At 72.2% G+C, this 17432-nt stretch carries 22 protein-coding genes; 5 read left to right on the plus strand and 17 right to left on the minus strand.

All coding sequences use genetic code 11. The features are described 5' to 3' along the window. Positions 1 to 141 precede the first annotated feature (141 nt). Together ACU6P3_RS08655 and ACU6P3_RS08660 are read right to left on the minus strand one after the other, a co-directional pair. Positions 142 to 591, minus strand: coding sequence for a DUF2267 domain-containing protein (locus ACU6P3_RS08655; RefSeq protein WP_447196606.1), 450 nt, complete (start codon positions 589 to 591; stop codon positions 142 to 144). 127 nt (positions 592 to 718) lie between these two features. Continuing rightward, complete coding sequence (locus ACU6P3_RS08660) at positions 719 to 1153, minus strand: Hsp20/alpha crystallin family protein (RefSeq protein WP_447196607.1); 435 nt, start codon at positions 1151 to 1153, stop codon at positions 719 to 721. Positions 1154 to 1343: 190 nt separating this feature from the next. Between ACU6P3_RS08660 and ACU6P3_RS08665 the strand changes: the two genes are divergently transcribed. Next, positions 1344 to 2144 carry a type III effector protein gene (locus ACU6P3_RS08665; protein WP_447196608.1) on the plus strand — a complete coding sequence of 267 codons (801 nt, stop codon included), beginning with the start codon at positions 1344 to 1346 and terminating at the stop codon, positions 2142 to 2144. Positions 2145 to 2197: 53 nt separating this feature from the next. On the opposite strand, the gene ACU6P3_RS08670 is transcribed toward ACU6P3_RS08665, so the two are convergent. The 11 genes from ACU6P3_RS08670 to ACU6P3_RS08720 all read right to left on the minus strand — a co-directional run bounded on the left by ACU6P3_RS08670 (position 2198) and on the right by ACU6P3_RS08720 (position 8731). Further along, positions 2198 to 2635, minus strand: coding sequence for a hypothetical protein (locus ACU6P3_RS08670; protein WP_447196609.1), 438 nt, complete (start codon positions 2633 to 2635; stop codon positions 2198 to 2200). A gap of 61 nt (positions 2636 to 2696) precedes the next feature. After that, a complete protein-coding gene (locus ACU6P3_RS08675; protein WP_447196610.1) occupies positions 2697 to 3149 on the minus strand; it encodes a gas vesicle protein K in 453 nt (150 codons plus the stop codon). Positions 3150 to 3193: 44 nt separating this feature from the next. Further along, on the minus strand, positions 3194 to 3475 hold the full coding sequence (locus ACU6P3_RS08680; RefSeq protein WP_447196611.1) for a gas vesicle protein: 282 nt from the start codon (positions 3473 to 3475) through the stop codon (positions 3194 to 3196). Continuing rightward, a complete protein-coding gene (locus ACU6P3_RS08685) occupies positions 3472 to 4356 on the minus strand; it encodes a GvpL/GvpF family gas vesicle protein (protein WP_447196612.1) in 885 nt (294 codons plus the stop codon). Before ACU6P3_RS08685 ends, ACU6P3_RS08680 begins: the two co-directional genes overlap by 4 nt. Next, the gene (locus ACU6P3_RS08690; protein WP_447196613.1) at positions 4356 to 4793 is read right to left on the minus strand and encodes a gas vesicle protein; all 438 of its coding nucleotides are present in this window, start codon (positions 4791 to 4793) and stop codon (positions 4356 to 4358) included. The genes ACU6P3_RS08685 and ACU6P3_RS08690 overlap by 1 nt, the downstream gene beginning before the upstream one ends. Before the next feature lie 123 nt (positions 4794 to 4916). After that, complete coding sequence (locus ACU6P3_RS08695; protein WP_447196614.1) at positions 4917 to 6095, minus strand: SRPBCC family protein; 1179 nt, start codon at positions 6093 to 6095, stop codon at positions 4917 to 4919. Next, the gene (locus tag ACU6P3_RS08700) at positions 6088 to 6756 is read right to left on the minus strand and encodes a hypothetical protein (RefSeq protein ID WP_447196615.1); all 669 of its coding nucleotides are present in this window, start codon (positions 6754 to 6756) and stop codon (positions 6088 to 6090) included. The genes ACU6P3_RS08695 and ACU6P3_RS08700 overlap by 8 nt, the downstream gene beginning before the upstream one ends. A gap of 76 nt (positions 6757 to 6832) precedes the next feature. Then, a complete protein-coding gene (locus tag ACU6P3_RS08705; RefSeq protein WP_344275867.1) occupies positions 6833 to 7081 on the minus strand; it encodes a gas vesicle protein GvpG in 249 nt (82 codons plus the stop codon). 88 nt (positions 7082 to 7169) lie between these two features. After that, on the minus strand, positions 7170 to 7883 hold the full coding sequence (locus ACU6P3_RS08710) for a GvpL/GvpF family gas vesicle protein (RefSeq protein ID WP_447196616.1): 714 nt from the start codon (positions 7881 to 7883) through the stop codon (positions 7170 to 7172). A gap of 5 nt (positions 7884 to 7888) precedes the next feature. Continuing rightward, positions 7889 to 8341: a gas vesicle structural protein GvpA gene (locus tag ACU6P3_RS08715; RefSeq protein ID WP_447196617.1), complete on the minus strand. Its 453-nt coding sequence runs from the start codon at positions 8339 to 8341 to the stop codon at positions 7889 to 7891. Positions 8342 to 8434: 93 nt separating this feature from the next. Continuing rightward, entirely contained in the window at positions 8435 to 8731 is a 297-nt protein-coding gene (locus ACU6P3_RS08720) for a gas vesicle protein GvpO (protein WP_447196618.1), read from the minus strand. 368 nt (positions 8732 to 9099) lie between these two features. Here ACU6P3_RS08720 and ACU6P3_RS08725 point away from each other — a divergent pair, with 368 nt between their 5' ends. Further along, positions 9100 to 10236, plus strand: a complete 1137-nt coding sequence (locus ACU6P3_RS08725) for a baeRF2 domain-containing protein (protein ID WP_447196619.1) — start codon at positions 9100 to 9102, stop codon at positions 10234 to 10236. A gap of 38 nt (positions 10237 to 10274) precedes the next feature. Here the strand turns inward: ACU6P3_RS08725 and ACU6P3_RS08730 are convergent, their stop codons facing one another. From ACU6P3_RS08730 to ACU6P3_RS08740, 3 genes are all read right to left on the minus strand, one after another. Further along, entirely contained in the window at positions 10275 to 10637 is a 363-nt protein-coding gene (locus ACU6P3_RS08730; protein ID WP_447196620.1) for a discoidin domain-containing protein, read from the minus strand. Between the two features lie 98 nt (positions 10638 to 10735). Further along, entirely contained in the window at positions 10736 to 12922 is a 2187-nt protein-coding gene (locus tag ACU6P3_RS08735; RefSeq protein WP_447196621.1) for a family 20 glycosylhydrolase, read from the minus strand. Positions 12923 to 13142: 220 nt separating this feature from the next. Then, the gene (locus tag ACU6P3_RS08740; protein WP_030746277.1) at positions 13143 to 13418 is read right to left on the minus strand and encodes a hypothetical protein; all 276 of its coding nucleotides are present in this window, start codon (positions 13416 to 13418) and stop codon (positions 13143 to 13145) included. A 143-nt stretch (positions 13419 to 13561) separates the two neighbouring features. On the opposite strand from ACU6P3_RS08740, the gene ACU6P3_RS08745 reads away from it, so the two are divergent. Continuing rightward, a complete protein-coding gene (locus tag ACU6P3_RS08745; RefSeq protein WP_447196622.1) occupies positions 13562 to 13927 on the plus strand; it encodes an arsenate reductase family protein in 366 nt (121 codons plus the stop codon). A 174-nt stretch (positions 13928 to 14101) separates the two neighbouring features. Continuing rightward, positions 14102 to 14776 (plus strand): SCO2207 family protein, encoded by a 675-nt coding sequence (locus tag ACU6P3_RS08750; protein WP_447196623.1) that lies wholly within the window; start codon positions 14102 to 14104, stop codon positions 14774 to 14776. Between the two features lie 188 nt (positions 14777 to 14964). Here the strand turns inward: ACU6P3_RS08750 and ACU6P3_RS08755 are convergent, their stop codons facing one another. Beyond that, positions 14965 to 15909: a Gfo/Idh/MocA family oxidoreductase gene (locus ACU6P3_RS08755; RefSeq protein ID WP_447196624.1), complete on the minus strand. Its 945-nt coding sequence runs from the start codon at positions 15907 to 15909 to the stop codon at positions 14965 to 14967. Between the two features lie 254 nt (positions 15910 to 16163). Here ACU6P3_RS08755 and glnII point away from each other — a divergent pair, with 254 nt between their 5' ends. Beyond that, positions 16164 to 17183, plus strand: a complete 1020-nt coding sequence (glnII, locus tag ACU6P3_RS08760) for a glutamine synthetase (RefSeq protein ID WP_447196625.1) — start codon at positions 16164 to 16166, stop codon at positions 17181 to 17183. The last annotated feature ends 249 nt before the right edge of the window (positions 17184 to 17432 follow it).

The following is a 17432-nucleotide window of genomic DNA, read 5'->3' on the forward strand; positions in this document are numbered from 1 at the left end:
CGACACCGAGCCGGTTGCCCGCCTCGTCGTAGCGGTAAGCAGCGACGGAAACGGCCTGTCCGGCCGGACGCCGCGTCCGGCCGGACAGGCCGTTTCCGTCGTGCGTGGGTTCCCGCCCCTGGGGTGCGCCGCGGGGAGAGTTCAGGCCGCCCGGGCAAGTTCGGCGCGGCCGAACAAGAGGGCGTAGCCCTGCGGGAGTTGAGCGAGGATGCGGGCCAGGAGGTCCGGACCGGCGAGGTCTCCGACCGGCGCGAGGACGGCTCCGACGTCCCAGCGGGTGGTCGCGAGTGTGCCGTCGGTGCGGGAGGCGAGGTCCTTCACGAAGGACCAGCCGGTGACGGGTTCGACGACCGGGATCTGGGCGGTGAGAACGAGCGCGGCCTCGACGGGGAGGCGGGCCGCGAGTTCGACCCGTTCGTCGCCGGTGAGCTGCCGGCCGAGCGCGGCCAGCACCGCGCGCACGGCCGTCTCGGCCCGTTCACGCGTGGGGTACGCGCCTTCGTACCGCACTTTCTCCAGCAGCTGCTCGAACGTCATGACCTGGAACGGCCTGGCCTCCGCGGAACGGCTCGGTGCGGGCTGGGTGACCATCGGTGACGCGATCGCCTTTCTCTTCCTGTCTTCGTTTGTTCCGGCACGGGTGCCGGCTCTTCTCTTGTTTCCGGCATGGGTGCCGACGCCCGTCCGGGCCCGGGGCGCCCCGGGCCCGGACCGGAGGTCAGGCCTTCAGCTGCTCGCGCCGGGGCTGCCCGCCGACGGCGATCTTGCGTGGCTTGGCGCGCTCGGCGACGGGGATGCGCAAGGTCAGGACTCCCGCGTCGTAGTCGGCACTGATGCGCTCCGTGTCCAGGGTGTCGGACAGCAGGAGCCGGCGCGAGAAGACACCCAGAGGCCGCTCCGAGACCTCATGCCGCACGTCGTCGGCCGTGGCGACCGGGCGGCGCTCGGCCTTGACCGTCAGCGCGTTCCGCTCGACGTCGATGTCGATCGCGTCCGGGGAGACGCCGGGCACATCGAGCACGATCACGTACTCCTCGCCCTCACGGTAGGCGTCCATCGGCATCGCGGCCGGCCGGGACCAGGTGCCCGTCGTGCCCATGAACTGGTGGGCGATCCGGTCGAACTCGCGGAAGGGATCGGTGCGCATCAGCATCGGGAAACACCTCCAGTGCGTCGGATTCAGGCAGTTGCTGCCTATGCGCTTCTCCTGAACACCGTTGTAACATGTCATCGAGGTGATGACAAGCGAGATGTCATTCGATGGATGACACGCCCCGGGCGCCGCGGTACTTTGGGGCGGCGTTTCGGGCGACACTCGGACGACACCTGACGGAGGAGGTTCCATGACCGGAGCGGACCAGCCGGCCCGGCCGCACAGGACCGGCCTCACCCCCGCGTCCTTCTTCGCGGCGGCGGCGGCCCTGAGCACCATCGACGACGCCGTGCGCACGGCCCAGAACGTGCGGGACGGCGAGCCCTTCGACGGGGACGCGGACGGGCACTCAGGTGCCGGCCCGGTCTCCGGTGGCGCGCCGGCCTCCCGTGCCCGGCTCTCCGGCCGCCGGGGCGACGGCCAGGACGGCCCGGACGGCGCCGGACGGACCAGTACCGAGCAGGCACTGGCCGCGCTGCTCCTGCTGCGCGAGGTACGGGACCAGCTCGCCGACTGGGAGCCGAGGCTGATCGAGGCGGCCCGCGACGCGGGCGCGAGCTGGGCGGAGCTCGCGCACCCGCTCGGCGTCGCCAGCCGCCAGGCCGCCGAGCGCCGCTATCTGCGCGTACGCCCCGGGTCCCCCGGCTCCACCGGCGAGGAGCGGGTGCGAGCCACCCGCGACCGTCGGGCCGCCGACCGTACCGTCTCGGCCTGGGCCCGGGGCAACGCCGCGGATCTGCGCCGGCTCGCCGGGCAGATCACCGCGCTCACCGACCTGCCTCCGGACGCCGAGGTTCCGCTGGCCCGTCTCACCCGCGCGCTCGGCGCCGACGACGCCGCCGGTCTCGTCGGGCCGCTGGCCGGCACGTACACGTACCTGGCGGCCCGCCATCCCGACCTCGCGAACCGCGTGGACACCGTCACCCGTCACACCGGCCGGCTGCGTGAGGGCGGCGCCAGGCGTACGACGGGGGGCACCGGCGGCGGGTGAGCGTGAGTGGGGCCGCCCTGCGCCGGGCCGGACGGGGCCGGGACCGGGGACGGTCAGATACGGCCGTGGGTGAGCCGGGTGAGGGGGCCGGTGAGCGGGCCGGCCTTCGCCTTGGCCGTGTGGCGGCCCGCCGCGAACGCCGCTCCCGCCACGCCCACCAGACCTGCTCCCGCCCCGGCCGCGATGGCCTTGCGGTGCTTGAGGACCGCCCAGGTGGCGCCGGCCGTGGTGGCGACCTTGCCGGTCGCGGCCACGGCGGCCTGGCGGCCGCTCTCGATGCCGACGGCCGCCGCCCGTCCCGCGCGCCTGGTCGCCGTGGAGGCCGACCGAGCGCCGGACTCGGCCGCCTCACGGGCGTCGTGCGCGGCCGACTCCGCCGCCGCCTTCTCCTCCTTGGCCGTGGACTGCGCCGTCCGAGCGGCCTGCCGCCCCTTGGCGGTCATCGCCCTGGAATCCGTCGTCTTCGCGTTCTTGCGCTCTTCAGTACTCATATTGATCGCCTTGCCTCTCGACTCTCCTCGAAACACCGCGTGTTCAGTCCGGCCAGCCGGATCAGTCCGAACGCGGCAACAGTGAACCCAGTGGCCCCAGGTCCAGATTGAGATCGTTCATCGTCAGTCCGTACCGCTCGCACAGTTCGGACATCCGGTCCTGGAGGATCATGAGCGTCATCCCGATCCGCTCTTCCTGATCCTCCGTCAGGTCGCCTTGGTCGACGCGGTGCAGGGCCGTGCGCTCCATGAGCTGGCGCAGCAGTTCCACAATGGTCAACACCAGCTTGATCAGGTCGCGTTCGACCGTGTCCGGGTCCGTCCTCAGCCGCCGCGCGACCTCGCTGTCGGGGCGCGGTTCGCCAGGACCGGCCGGTACCAGGTCGAAGGCCCGGGCCGCCGCCCGGGCCGCCTCGGCGAACGCCTCGGACGACTCCGGTGGTCCCGGCGGCTCCGACGGTGCCGGCGGCTCCGGGGAACCCGTCGGCCGGGGTGGCTCGTGTCGCGCGCTCACGTTCTTCCCGCTCCTTGTCCCTCTTCGTCCCTCTTCGTCCGTCCTCACCACGGCGCGGGGTCGTCCGGAGTGATCGAGTGGATGACCGCCCGCAGATTGATCCGCACCAGGTCCACGTCGGCCACGGACAGCACCAGGTCCCCGGTGAGGACCGCGCCGCCGGTCAGCAGGCGGTCCAGGATGTCGATGAGGGCGACCTGGCGACCCGCCAGGTCGCCCAGACCCGGCAGGGACTCCTCCCCGTCGCCGGTCGGCCACGGGTCGCGGGGCACCGTGGTGTCACGGGGCACCGTGGTGTCACGGGGCGACGGCTCGTCGCCGATCACGTCGTACCGCCCGAGTGGGGCGGCGTCGCGAAGGAGTACGGGACCCAGGGCCCCGTGATCTCCACGCGTACGCCCGGGGCCGCGTCGGACAGCCCGGCCAGGGCCCGGCGGAACGCCCGTACCCGCTCCGCGGGGACCAGATACGCGTCGTTGGCGATGTTCTCGCCGGCCCCGGAGGCCAGTTCGCCCTGCTGCGGGCGGTGCGCGACCCGGCCGCGTACGAGACCTGCGAGCCGTTCCGGCACCTGTGCCGCCACGGCACCGGCGGCCCGGTAGATGTCCCGCCGGTCACGCCGCTGGGTCCTGCGCCGTTGCAGGTACGCGCGTCCGGGGCCGGCCGCCGGATCCGCCGCCGCCACGTCGGGCTCGGGGCTCCGCGCGGTCGCCGCCGACGGGTCCGCGTACACCTTGACGCCCAGCTCGACCTGGCCTTCGAGGGACGAGAGCAGCGCGCCGAGATCGCCCGACCGTTCGCGGAGCATCTCCGCCACACGCGTGTCGTCCAGATACACCGTGGCCAGCCGCATGGGGAGCACGGTCGTGCTCGCGTACGCCGCCTCGACCGTCGCGTGGTGCGTACGAGCGAGGGCTTCCAGCTCCGCGAGGTCCTCCATCCGCGCCCTCATTCCGTCGGCGCCGTACGCGTCGGCCGGGAGGGAGGACACCAGAGCCGCGAGTCCGTCGGCGCCGACCGTACGGAGCGGGCTCCCCGCCTGCCCGACCAGCCGCCGGGCGGCCTCGTCGAGCGGGGTACCGGCCCGGCCGATGGCGTAGACGTAGGTGACGTGTCCCGGGTCGGCGGCCGGGTCCGTGGCGGGGGCGGCAGCCGGACCCGTGGCCGGATCGGCGGCCGGGCCCGTGACCGCATCGGTGTCGCTCATCACTCGGCCCCCTCCTCCTTCTTCCGGTCCCCGACGGATCCGCTCGGCAGCCCGGCCGCCGCCCGCAGTTCGGCGAGTTCGGCCCGGAGCCGCTCGTTCTCCTCCGCCAGCGTGCGGCCCCCGCCATTCGTGGTCGCGGTCGCGGACGGGGCCGCGGCCGGGGGCCGGGCACGGGAGGAGAGGGAGGGGTCGTGCTCCCACCAGTCGATGCCCATCTCCTTGGCCTTGTCGACGGACGCCACCAACAGACGGAGTTTGATCGTCAGAAGTTCGATGTCGAGCAGATTGATCTGGATGTCGCCCGCGATCACGACGCCCTTGTCGAGAACGCGCTCCAGGATGTCGGCGAGATTGGCCGAGGACCCCTGGCCGCCGCCGTACGGGGGCGGCGACGGCGCGGCGGTGGGGCCCATACGGCCGGCCAGTGAATCGGACACGTGATCAGCCTTCTCTGTGCGCGGAAGAGGTGCGGGGAAGCGGGACGCGGAAAGGGGGCGCGGAAGCGGCACGGGGAGCGGGGCGGGGCACAGAGCGTGCGGGCCGGGCCGATGCCCTACGCGTCAGCCACGGGCGGCGGCCGGTGTACGGCGACGGGGGCGGCGGGCCGTGTGCTCGTCGTCCGGTTCCACGTCTTCCGGTTCCACGTCTTCCGGTTCCACGTCGTCCGGTTCCACGTCGTCCGGTTCTTCGTCGGACGCGTCGTCGTCGACCACTTCGTCGTCGTCCACTTCGTCGTCGTCCAGTTCCTCGTCGACGGGTTCCTCGTCGGCCGCGTCGTATCGTTCGTCGTCCTCCGCGTCATACCGTTCCGGCTCGTCGTCCTCGTACCGGTCGTCCTCGTCCTCGTACCGGTCGTCTTCGTCGTCACGGGGAGGTTCGCGGTCCTCGGACCCGTCCCCGTCCCCCGGCCCGTGCTCGTCCTGGGACTCCTCCGCCACGGCGTCGTCGTGACCGACCACGACCTCGCCGTCCCTGATCTCGCCGCGCCAGCCGTCGGTGGCCTCGCCGCGCATCATGATGAACTTCCGGTAGAGCTTGAGATCCAGCCGGGCACGGCGGCCCTGGGCACGCCAGATGTTGCCCGTCTTCTCGAACAGGCCCTTGGGGAAGTATTCGAGGACCAGCAGCACCCGGGTCAGGTTGTCCGTAATGGCATGGAAGGTCACCACGCCCTTCACGGTGCCCTTGGCTCCCTCGGTGGTCCAGGAGATCCGCTCGTCCGGCACCTGCTCGGTTACGTTGGCCTGCCAGCTTCGGGTGGACTTGGCGACCTTCACCTTCCAGTTGCTGGTGGTGTCGTCGGCCGTCTCGACGCTGACGACTCCCTTGGCGAAGGTGCTGAACTCCTGGAACGCCGTCCACTGGTCGTACGCCTCCCGGACGGGCACGCCGACGTCGATGTCCTCGACGATCGTCACGCTCTTGGACTTGCCGCCGCCACCCTTGCGGCCCTTGCCGAACAGGCCCTTGACCGCGTCCGTGACCGAGTGTTTGGCCTTGTCCTTGACCGTGCCCACCACCTGGTCCTTGACGGTGTGCTTGAGCGTCCCCGCGATGTCCCCACCACCCCGGGAGGGATCACCGAGCTTGCTGACGCTCTCGCCGAGCTTGCCGCCGAGCGTGGTGACGGCGTGCTGGGCGCGGGCCTCGAGGTAGTTCCGCAGCTCCGTCTTGAGCCGCTCGGTGGCCGGGCTCCCGGCCACCTCGTCCTTCATCCTGCCGAGGGCCGACTCAGCCATGACCGCCTCCCTGTCGTGCCGTGCGCCGCGCTCCTGACGTCGCCTTCCGGGCCCCCGATGTGGCCTTGCCGGTGCCCGACGCCGCCTTCGCGGTGCCGGACTTCCTGCTCGCGGACCGTGGTTTCGACGCGGCCTTGGCCGGCGCCGCCTTGGCCGTGGACCTCTTGGGCGCCGACCTCGAAGATGCCTTGGCTCCTCGTTCACGCCTCGGCTCGGCCTCCGCCCCGACGTCGGTTTCCTCGACGTCGGTTTCCTCGACGTCGTCCTTCGAGCGGTCCGCCGCGCCGTCGCTGTCCTCCGCCGGCTCCTCGGAGTCCTCGGCGCCCTCGTCCTCTCCGCCCGTGGCCCGCCGCAGGCGCCGGCCCGGTTCGCCCAGGTCGAGCGTCCGCTCGTGCAGGGAGTCGGCCAGGCCGGACACGCGCCGGGTCAGCGCGGAGGTCGCGGCGGACTTCGTCGCGTCCACGAGTTCCCTGCGCGCCTGGTCGTTGAGCGAACTCAGGAACGGCGAGTCGGCCACCAGCCGCCCCAGCTGCCGCGGGTCCACGCTCAGCTTCCGGCCCGCGAGGAACATGCCCAGCCCGATGGCCAGCTTGGCCTTCTTCGTCCGGCCCAGGGCATAGCCGCCGACCAGGGCCACTCCTATCTTCGCGTTCGTCATCATCGGTCGTGCACCTCTCTCACACCTCATCGCTCAGATACTCGGGACCTCTTGGGGCCCGTGCTCACCCCCTGCGCGCTCACCCCCGCCGGCGCTGGTACTCCACACACCACTCCAGTCGGTCCAGCAGCTCGTCCTCGCGGCGGTCGAACTCTTCCCCGGTCACTCGCCCGTCCAGCAACTGCCGTTCCAGTTCGGCGAGTTCGGCACGTACGTGTTCGGGGTCATAGGCCTCACGCTCCGCGGTGGCGAGCACCTGGTCGAGCACCCACACCGTGCCCCGCACGGGTGCGAGCGGAAGGGTGAGGATCTGGGTGACGATGCCCATGGGAACTCTCCGTACGGATCGGCTCGGCGTCGGCCACGGTCCCGTCGGCCTCGACGCAGACGGCGGCGTCGACGTCGGCGCGGCGCACTCAGACGAAGCTGTACGGCGGCAGCGGACCGTGCAGCCGGACGGTGTAGGCATCACCGCGCCGCTCGGCCACCTCGTGCACCGCCTCCGAGAAGGCCGCGGCCTCCTCACGCTTGACGAGGAACGAGGCGTTCAGGAAGTGGTCCTTGGCCGGCTCGCCCACGGAAGTGCGCACCGCGGCCGGGGAGAGCGCGTTCACCAGCTCCTTGCCGTCGCTCTCCTGCCTCGCCAGGACCTCCTGCGAGATCAGCTCGCCGAGCGCCAGCTTCTCCTGCTGGGCGGCGGGGTTCCGGCGGGTCAGGTCGTTGAGCCTGCGGACCTCCGGGGACTCGGTCACGACCTCCCGCAGCAGGTCGTCCTCGTCGCGCGAGACCTTCAGGTTGTACTCGAGGCAGCCGCCCACCTCTTCGAGACGTGCGACGTAGAGGTCGCGGTGCTCCTCCAGGGCCGCGACCACCTGCTCGTCGTCGTGGCCCACCAGGCCGAACCGCATCGGCAGCGCGGCACCGTCGGCCAGCAGGCGTTCCTGCACGCTCTGGTGGGCGGCCACGTCCCGGCGCTTGGCCCGCAGGCCGGCGGGGGCCTCACTGACCACGGCGCTGAGTTCCTTGGAACTGACGGTACGCAGTTTCGCGGCGGGCTCCCCCACCCCGTGCACCCCGTCCAGGCGCAGCGGGTGATCGGCCGCGGTGATGGCGTAGACGTACGTGGGCATGGTGACTACTCCTCCCCGCGGCGTGCGGCGCGGCGACTGCTGGACGAAGAGGCCGAGGACGACGACTTGCGCGCCGGACGCTCCTGTTTCTCCTCGGAGTCCTCACGGCCCTTCTGCAAGGAGTCGGTGAACGCCTCGACGGCCCCCGTCAGGGCTCCTTTCGACTTTCCTTTGGCGCCGTTCTCCGTCACCTCTCCGACGATGTCGGTGAGTTGAGTCGGCGCCTTGCGGCCCGATTCCAGGTCCAGCCGGTTGCAGGCCTCCGCGAATCGCAGGTAGGTGTCGACGCTGGCGACGACGACCCGGACATCGATCTTGAGGATTTCGATGCCGACCAGGGAAACCCGAACAAAGGCATCGATGACGAGCCCCCTGTCGAGTATCAGTTCAAGGACGTCGTAGAGATTTCCCGAACCGCTTCCGCTGTTCGGCGCGTTGGACTGCTGAACGACACTCACGACCAGTCATTCCTTTCTTTTCGCGGCTCTTGGCCTCTCTTGAAACTTCTTTTGGACTGCTGCTCGGTTCTGGTCAACGACTCGGCCATCGGTTCACCGGTCGATCTGGCCCTTCGCGTACCGCCGCGTGCGCTCGTACCCCATGAGTTGCCCCCGCGGGTCGAGATCGACGTGGTAAGAGGCCATCACGCTCGCGGTGTCCGGGATCCGCTCGATCTCCACCACTTCCACGTCGGCCGTCCAGCCGTCGTCGGTGGCCCTGAGCGCCGATACGGCGCCGCGTTCGCTCCCGAGCAGTTCCGCGAGCTGTCCGGACGCGTGCCGCATGGCGGCTGCGGCGCTGATCCGCTCCGGCTCGGGCGTACCGTCCCCGCTCTCCTTGGTCGCCATTTCCGTCCCGTCACTCGCGTTTCGTGGAAAATTCCCGGCCAGACGTACGATTGGCATGCGTCACGCATGCGTACGCCTTCCGGCGCCTTTCGGCGGCTGAGGACCGAGTGCCCCTGTTGTCCGCACGTATGCGCGACACGTATGCGTAACGGTCGGCCTGCCGGAAGACGACCGAAAAGGGGCAGGCCACGCGCGTTCCGGAAGCGGAGGTGTTTCGTGCGCGCGAGCGCGGGAATGCGCGGCAATCACGGCAATCGACCGAAGATCGACCGAAGATCGACCGGAGACCGACAGCGACGAACGAGCGCCGGAACAACGTCGGCGATCGGCACCACAGTCGCGCGACCGTCGATAGGAGGCAGCCCGCCATGCAACTCTCACTCCTGCAACCGATCACCGACCGCCCGGGGCCGTGGGCGTCCGTGTACGCCGACGTCTCCCACACCACCGAGGACGCGGCCAAGCAGCGGGAGCTGTCGGCGAACGACATGGTCTCCAGGCTCACCGCGCTCGGTGCGGACCGCGCCACCCGCGACGCCGTCCACGAGGCCCTGGCCGCCGCGCCCCCGCGCGGTGAGCCGGGCGCGCGGGCGGGCCGCGCGCTGTTCGCCACGGACGGCGAGGTCGTCCTCGACGCCCCGCTCCCGGGGCCGCCCGCCGCACCGTTCGCCACCTGGTCACCGGTGGCCCGGGTGGCCCCGCTGGTCGAAGCGACCGGTGGCCGCTCCCCCTGCCTCGTCGCCTTCGTCGACCGCACCGGCGCGGACTTCACCCTGCGCGACGACACGGGCGGGGACCAGCCGGCCGGCGGCGTCGAGGGCGAGACCTGGCCGGTCCACCGCACCGCCACGGCCGACTGGTCCGAGCGGCACTTCCAGACCAAGGTCGAGAACACCTGGGAGCGCAACGCCGGCGAGATCGCGCGGGCCGCCCAGGAGGCGTACGAGAACAGCGGGGCGGCCGTGCTGCTCCTGGCGGGCGATCCCCGTGAACGCCGTTCCGTGTACGACAAGCTGCCCAAGCCGCTCCGCTCGGTGACGTACGAGAGCGAGCACGGCGGACGCGCGGCCGGCGCGGACAGCGTGCTCCTGGAGCGTGACATCGCGCAGGTCCGCGCCGTCCACGAGCGCGAGCGCACCGCCGAGGTCATGGGCCGCTTCCACGCCGGGGAGGGGCCGCGGACCGACGGCGGCGGTACGCCGTACGCCGCGTCCGGCGTACCGGCCCTGGTGGAGGCGGCGCGGGAACACCGTATCGACACGCTGCTCATCGCCCCGCACGCGGCGGACGCGAACCGGGAGGTCTGGGTCGGCCCCCGGGCGGACCAGGTGGCGTCGCGCAGTTCGGAGGTGCCGTACCTGGGTGAGGTCAGGCCCGCGTCGGCGCGCGCGGACGACGCGCTGCTGCGCGCGGCGGCGGCGTCCGGCGCGGAGACGGTGGTGGTACGCGATCCCGAGGACGCCCCGGCGGGCGGCCTCGGAGCGATCCTGCGCTGGAACCACTGACCTCTTGCCCTGCCGGCCGCCCTACCGCCCCTGGGTGTTCAGGGCCGGGAGCGGTGCAGCTCGAACCGCGCGATCCGGGTCCGCTCCCGCGTGGCGAGGACGCGCAGCCGCCAATGACGGGCCGTCACCGGTGCCGACAGCAGCAGGACCCGGCTCGCACCGATCGTCCCGGTCTCCGCGACACGCGTCCAGCCGCCGTCCGTCTCGGCCTCGACGACGGCCTGCTCCACCTGCTGCCCGTGGCGGATGTCCTCCGCGAGGCGGACACGGTCCACCGTGCGGGGCGTGCCCAGGTCCAGGGTCAGCGTCCCGCGCGCCCCCGTGACCGGGTCCGGAGCGGTCCACGAGGTGTCCGGGTCGCCGTCGACGGCCCGGCCCGGCCCGGCCACCGGCCGTCGCACCGGGCCGGGCGCCCCAGCGCCAGGTCCTCGGGCAGTTCGCGGCGCAGCCGGGCGTCGAAGGCGCTCAGCACGGCAACGTCGGCCTCGTGCAACAGGCGTCAGCGGGCGGCGGAACGTTTGCCGGGGCCACGGGGCTCCGAGCCCCACCCCTCGGCCGTGGTCGTGGCCCGCTTGATCGTCCAGACCGCCGGGGCGCGCTGGTCCGGCGGGTACTGGAGGAGCCGGCCGCTCTCGTCCAGGTGCACGGCCATGCGCGTGATGGCGTTGGTGAGGCGGTATCCGCCGGGGACCGTCGTCAGCTGCCAGCGCTGGAGCGTGTTCGCGGCCGAGCAGGTCTCCCACGTGACCGGACTCCCCGGTTCCAGCGGGGTGTTGAGAGTGAGCCGGCCGCTCCGGGTCTCCGCGCACCGGCCGGTGGCGGCGTCGGTGAGCGTGGCGTAGCCGTCGGCCGTACGGGCGATCCGCCAGTTCCCGGCGGGCAGCCGGCCCGCTGCGTCGCGCAGGGTGTACGTCCCGTCCGCCACCGGGACCCGGGTCAGGTCGCTCGCGCCCGGCGCCTGCCCCACGGCCCGCGCGCGGGCGGCGAAGCCGTCGTGATCCGGGTCGGGCCGCGGGGCGCCCCAGGTGGTCTGGGCGATGAAGCGGAGCGGCAGGAACATCGAGGCGGCGACCTCGTTCTCCGTCTCGCCCCGCCCGTTGTCGGGCCAGAGGCTGATCTTCGCCCCGGTGATGCCCTCCGTGGAGGTGAGCCGTTCCCCCTCGAAGACGCGCGGGTCCCAGCGCTGCTCGTACAGCGACCGGGTGTTCATGTGGAAGCCGCCGCGCACCAGGTAGAGGGAGTAGGCGGCGTTCATCACCGGGTAGCCCTGGGCGACGAGTTCACCGGGGCGGGTCGGCACGGACAGCCAGTGCTCGACGGTCGTACCCGCCGCGACGGGGAGGGTGTTGTCGCCGGTGAGACCGTCGTTCCAGATGCGCAGCCGCTTCCCGTTCCGCTCGGCGTAGGCGTGGACGCGGTTGACGAAGTCGATGAAGGCGTCCTGCGGGGTGGCGTCCGGACCGTACGTCCGGCGCGCGTACGCGAGGACGTGCGGGTACTTCGCGAAGTCCGAGCCGAGCATGTACTCGTCGGCACCCATGTGCCAGACCGGTGCGGTGAACACCTCGGCGTACTCGTCCATGAGGCTGGTGTAGTACGAGAGGGCCGCGGGGCTGGTGACGTCGAGGCGGGAGGGCTGGGGCACTCCGTCGGAGTCGGTGAGCTGGAGGTCCGGGCGGTCCTTGATCCAGGGGTCCATGTGGCCCGGCGAGTTGATCTCGGGAACGATCGTGACGTGGTACTTCTCGCCGAGCGCGACGAGCCGGCGGATCTCGTCCTTCGTGTAGTAGCCCCAGGTGTTGGCCTCCGGGTGCCGGTCGCTCTTCACCTTCAGCTCCAGCAGCAGCTGGTTGAGCTTGACGTAGGCCATGTCCCGTACGAGGTTCTCCAGCCACTCCGGGGTGATGTGGATGTAGCAGGCGCACACGCCCACGCCTCGCTCCGGGTAGGCGGGGACGTCCACGGTGCGGCCGGCGGGTATGACGCCGACGGCGGGCCGGGCGGTGCTCGGGGCGGTGCTCGGCGCGCCGGGAGGGGCGCCGGCAGGGGCGCCGGCAGGGGCAGCGCTCGGGGCGGTGGCCCCGTCGGCCGCGCGCAGCAGCTGGAGCAGGGTACGGGTGCCGTAGAACGCGCCGGTGGCGGTGGCCGCGGTGATACGGACCCGGTCGGTGACGCGCAGTTCGTACCCTTCGCGCCCGAGCGTCCCCGCGTGCTCGGAGACGGCACTCTCGGAGGCCGCACGCTCCGGGACGACACGCTCGGGGGCGGTGGCGAGCACGATGTCGCCCGGGCGGTCCGTGCCGCCGGTGCTCGATACGACGGGCACGGTGCCCCGGCCCTCGGCCAGCAGGTCACCGGCGAGGGTGACGGCGGTCCGCCGGGCGGTGGTGTCGCGCGCGCCGACGACGAGACGCGTGGCTCTGGTGAACGTGAAACCGTCTCCCTCCCCCGGCGTCCAGTTGGTCAGGGCCGGGACGGTGAGCGGGGCGGAGGACACCGACGCCGTTGACGCCGGGGCAACAGGCGGGGCAGGCGCGGCAGGCGCGGCAGGCGCGGCAGGCGCGTCGGACAGCGCCGGTGCTGCGGGTGCCGCCACCGCGACCAGGAGGAACGCCGCCGCCAGAGCCCCGAGCGCACGCCGTCTTCGCAGCGCCCCCGGTCCTCGGGCCTCTGCCCAGTGAGACATGAACACCGCACCGCGCCGCGTCACCCGGGCACCTCCAGAGGATCAAGTCATCCGATGGCTGTCCGGTAGGGAGCTTTCACCCCGGCGCGCGTTCCGAATCCGGCGGCGGCGAAAAGTCCATGCGCCCGTCGGAAAGTCCAGTCGTGGCAGGGCCGTTGACCCGTAACGCGTACGCGTTACGGGTCAACGGCGGCAACCGGTCAGAAACCCGCCAGGATCATCAGCGGCCGTACTTGATCAGGGCACGCACCATGCGGCAGGTCGTGTCGGACGGCGGGTGGATCCCGACCCGCGCCGCCGTGCTCCGTATCCGGCGGTTGTGCGCCCGCGCCGGGTCGTACACGCCCGAGTCCAGCAGGGCGATGGCGAGGCGCATGGCCTTCAGGCGGCGGTTGTGGGTCTCGTACCACTCGCGCGGCCGCCCGGCGGGCAGCGGACGGCGGGTGATGTGCGGATGCGTCTCGAAGGGCTTCGTCGTGATCGTGGCAACGGCCATCTGCGACCTCCCGGCATACTGGCTGGACTCTCACGAACTGCCTCCATTTTACTGCCCCGCACTGACAATCGCCCCTGGCCAGAGGCGCTTTTGGGGGATGTCGACGGCAGCCGGCGGAGGGCGTGGACGGTACGGTGGGCGACATGGAGATCTGGATCAATCCCGCGTGTTCCAAGTGCCGTGGCGCGCTGAGCCTGCTGGACGAGGAAGGCGCCTCATACACCGTCCGCCGGTACCTGGAGGACGTGCCGTCCGAGGACGAGATCCGCGCGGTCCTCGGCCGGCTCGGACTGGAGCCCTGGGACATCACACGGACCGGCGAGGCGGAGGCGAAGGAACTGGGGCTCAAGGGCTGGGCGCGGGACGCCGGTTCGCGGGACCGCTGGATCACCGCGCTGGCCGGCCACCCGAAGCTCATCCAGCGCCCGATCATCACGGCGGACGACGGCACGGCGGTCGTGGCACGCACGGACGACGCGGTACGGGACGCCCTCGGCCGGTCGTCGTGACGGACTCGGGGTCCCCGGCCTCGGGGGCGAGGCCCTGGGCGGACAACTCCCCTGTCCGGTCCGCAGATTGTGCCGCGTGGATTGAGCAGAAGCGCCGGGCGGCACGTATGGGACGGCACACGTAACCCAGCCGGCCCCGTCACCTACGAGGCCGGGGACAGGAGCCCCCCACACGTGTCCCGCAAGAAGACCCTCAGCCGCACGAAGATGTTCTCCCTGGTCGTGGGAGCCGCCGCACTGGCGGGAGCCACCGCGGTGGTGATGACCGGTACGAGCCAGGCGTCAGTGGCCTGCGACGGCCTGGCCACGGCGCTGGGCAACAACGAGGCGTTCATCGCGGACCAGCGCGCGAACCCGGACCCGCAGTCGGAGGCCCGGATCGCCAACCGGACGGCGGTCGTCGAGGAGATCAAACGGAAGCAGGCGGCGTCCGGCTGCGCGGTCGGCGAAGGAGCGGCGGCAGACGCCGGGGCGGGCACGGAGACCGGCGCCGGCTCCGGTGCCGAGGAGGCGGAAGCCGGAGCCGGGGACACGGGAGCCGGTACGGGACCCGGCAACGGAACCGGGGCCGACACCGGGACCGGCACCGGTGATGTCGTCTGCGCCGGTTCCACCGTCACCCTCTCCGGTGAGGCGGGCGCCCCCGCGGCGTCCAGTAACCAGTTGCCCATAGGCTCCACGATCCGTGTGACCAACCTCGACAACGACAAGTCGACGACGGTGAAGATCACATCGGTGTCCGGAAGTTGCACGCTGCTGAACGACGCCGCCTTCGAAGAGGTCCGCGAACCCGGCAAGTTCCTGATCCGTAACGCCAAGATCGAACAGATCCGGAGCGTCGACGGCTGATGTGCTCCCGGGACGGGCCGAGGTTGGGCGTCCCCCGCGGGACGGTTTCGTGTCCTGCGTTGCGATACGCGCGCCCGCGGACACGACAACGCATCCGGCCGCCCGCCTTCCAGCTCCCCCGTCACAGCGGCCACGCCGGCATGGCCCGGGCGGCGGCGGACCCGTGTACGCGGGCCGCGCCGCCGACCTCATGGGGCGGCTGCGCCGGCCGGCGTTTCCGGGCCGGTGGCCACCGCGGCCGTCTGCCGCTCCGCCTCCGCCAGGATCTCCGTCAGCCGCAGTCCGAACCGTACGTCGCACGCGTGCGGCCGGCCCGTGGCCGCCGACTCCAGCAGCGCGTCCACGGCGGCTCCGAAGGACGCGACCGGGTCCCCCCACCGCTCGGGCAGCACGGCGGTGCCCTGCTCGCCGCGGATCTCCAGTCCGGCCCCCGCGCCCGCCGGGGGCGTGCTCAGGCTCAGCGCCGCCGAGCTGGCCGCGCCGCCCTCGTGCCGCAGGACCAGGTGGGTGAGGTCGGAGCCGGTGCGCACGGCCGTCACCTCCGTCACCTCGCCGAGCAGCGGGATCAGCGCGGACAGGGCGTGCGGTCCGACGTCCCACAGCCCGCCCTTCTCCCGGCGCCAGGGCGACCCGGCGTACGCGCCGCCGTTCGCGCCCGGGCCGTACAGCGCCCCGAGCCAGTGCGCGTGGGCCGTGAACCAGCCGCCCCGGGTGGCGTGTTCCGTCACCCACTCCGCCGTCCCGGCGGCGAACCGCAGCGTGCAGAAGACCACCGACGCCACCCCGGCCCCGGCCGCCGCGTCCGCCACGGCGCGGGCGCCCGGCACGGTGGTGGCGACCGGCTTGTCCAGCAGCAGATGGCAGCCGGCCGCCGCGGCCCGTGCCGCCAGCGGCGCCTGGACGTCCGGCGGCAGGGCGAACGCCACGGCGTCGCACGCGGCGAACAACGCGTCCAGCCCGTCCTCGCCCGAGTGGGCGTCCGTGCCGTGGGCCGCGGCGAGCGCGGTGGCCGCCTCGGGCCTGCGCCCCCAGACGCCGCCGAATTCGATCCCGGGGTGCGCGGCGAGGGCGGGCGCCTGCGTGCGCTCCGCCCAGGGGCCGGTGCCGAGGAGTCCGATACGTGGCTTGGTCATGCGGATCAGTCTGCCCGGCCGTGTCGCCGATGAGACCCCGCGTACCAGAGGCAACCCGCCGGGCGTCCCGACGAGAAGGGCCTGCGAGGAGGTCCTGCGAGCAGCCCCGAGTAACACGTGGTTCACGGGCGGGCAATGGCGGGGAAACGGTGCGTTGGGAAGCTCGCACGCATATCTGCCGTACCCGCACCCCCGCACCCGCGGGAAAGCCCGCCGTACCCGCGACATGCTGCACCCACGAAGGATGAGGCCCCGTGACGTTCAAGGCTGAGTACATCTGGATCGACGGTACCGAGCCGACGGCCAAGCTGCGCTCGAAGACGAAGATCCTCAGTGCCGGGGCCGCACTGCCCATCTGGGGTTTCGACGGTTCCAGCACCAACCAGGCCGAGGGCCACGCCTCCGACCGCGTGCTCAAGCCCGTCTTCTCCTGTCCCGACCCGATCCGTGGCGGCGACGACGTCCTCGTCCTGTGCGAGGTCCTGAACATCGACATGACGCCGCACGCGTCCAACACGCGCGCCGCGCTCACCGAGGTGGCCGAGCGGTTCAAGGCCCAGGAGCCGGTCTTCGGGATCGAGCAGGAGTACACGTTCTTCAAGGGCAGCAGGCCGCTGGGCTTCCCGGAGGGCGGCTTCCCGGCGGCCCAGGGCGGCTACTACTGCGGTGTCGGCTCCGACGAGATCTTCGGCCGTGACGTCGTCGAGGCGCACCTGGAGAACTGCCTCCAGGCGGGTCTCGGCCTCTCCGGCATCAACGCCGAGGTCATGCCGGGCCAGTGGGAGTTCCAGGTCGGACCGCTGTCTCCGCTGGAGGTCGCGGACCAGCTGTGGGTCGCCCGCTGGCTGCTCTACCGCACGGCCGAGGACTTCGGCGTCTCCGCCACGCTCGACCCGAAGCCGGTGAAGGGCGACTGGAACGGCGCGGGCGCGCACACCAACTTCTCGACGAAGGCGATGCGCGAGGGGTACGAGGCGATCATCACCGCGTGCGAATCGCTGGGCGAGGGCTCGAAGCCGCTCGACCACGTCAAGAACTACGGCGCGGGCATCGACGACCGGCTGACCGGCCTGCACGAGACCGCCCCGTGGAACGAGTACAGCTACGGCGTCTCCGACCGCGGCGCGTCGGTCCGTATCCCGTGGCAGGTGGAGAAGGACGGCAAGGGCTACATCGAGGACCGCCGTCCGAACGCCAACGTCGACCCGTACGTCGTCACGCGGCTGATCGTCGACACCTGCTGCACCGCGCTGGAGAAGGCCGGCCAGGTCTGATCCGACACGGCCGGGCCCCGGGGGGCGGCACGAACGGGCCGGACCGCGTGTCCTCGAGGACTCGACGACCGGAGCTCCGCAGCTCCGCCGCCTGTCGCTCCGTTGTTCCAAGGCACCGAGGCTCCATGGCGAAGGGCGGCCACCGTTCGGTGGCCGCCCTTCGCCATGCCTCCCCGCCGTGATCCCCGGTCCACGCACACCGTGTCCGCTCGCGAGGGGCACCGTACCGACCGGCGAAAGGGTCTGCCC

The organism is Streptomyces hebeiensis, assembly GCF_052983195.1.

Bases quoted from the DNA above. Each gene is read 5' to 3' on its own strand.
- ACU6P3_RS08655 (WP_447196606.1), bottom strand. From the start codon at position 591: ATGGTCACCCAGCCCGCACCGAGCCGTTCCGCGGAGGCCAGGCCGTTC.
- ACU6P3_RS08660 (WP_447196607.1), bottom strand. From the start codon at position 1,153: ATGCTGATGCGCACCGATCCCTTCCGCGAGTTCGACCGGATCGCCCAC.
- ACU6P3_RS08665 (WP_447196608.1), top strand. From the start codon at position 1,344: ATGACCGGAGCGGACCAGCCGGCCCGGCCGCACAGGACCGGCCTCACC.
- ACU6P3_RS08670 (WP_447196609.1), bottom strand. From the start codon at position 2,635: ATGAGTACTGAAGAGCGCAAGAACGCGAAGACGACGGATTCCAGGGCG.
- ACU6P3_RS08685 (WP_447196612.1), bottom strand. From the start codon at position 4,356: ATGAGCGACACCGATGCGGTCACGGGCCCGGCCGCCGATCCGGCCACG.
- ACU6P3_RS08695 (WP_447196614.1), bottom strand. From the start codon at position 6,095: ATGGCTGAGTCGGCCCTCGGCAGGATGAAGGACGAGGTGGCCGGGAGC.
- ACU6P3_RS08700 (WP_447196615.1), bottom strand. From the start codon at position 6,756: ATGATGACGAACGCGAAGATAGGAGTGGCCCTGGTCGGCGGCTATGCC.
- ACU6P3_RS08705 (WP_344275867.1), bottom strand. From the start codon at position 7,081: ATGGGCATCGTCACCCAGATCCTCACCCTTCCGCTCGCACCCGTGCGG.
- ACU6P3_RS08710 (WP_447196616.1), bottom strand. From the start codon at position 7,883: ATGCCCACGTACGTCTACGCCATCACCGCGGCCGATCACCCGCTGCGC.
- ACU6P3_RS08720 (WP_447196618.1), bottom strand. From the start codon at position 8,731: ATGGCGACCAAGGAGAGCGGGGACGGTACGCCCGAGCCGGAGCGGATC.
- ACU6P3_RS08725 (WP_447196619.1), top strand. From the start codon at position 9,100: ATGCAACTCTCACTCCTGCAACCGATCACCGACCGCCCGGGGCCGTGG.
- ACU6P3_RS08735 (WP_447196621.1), bottom strand. From the start codon at position 12,922: ATGTCTCACTGGGCAGAGGCCCGAGGACCGGGGGCGCTGCGAAGACGG.
- ACU6P3_RS08740 (WP_030746277.1), bottom strand. From the start codon at position 13,418: ATGGCCGTTGCCACGATCACGACGAAGCCCTTCGAGACGCATCCGCAC.
- ACU6P3_RS08745 (WP_447196622.1), top strand. From the start codon at position 13,562: ATGGAGATCTGGATCAATCCCGCGTGTTCCAAGTGCCGTGGCGCGCTG.
- ACU6P3_RS08755 (WP_447196624.1), bottom strand. From the start codon at position 15,909: ATGACCAAGCCACGTATCGGACTCCTCGGCACCGGCCCCTGGGCGGAG.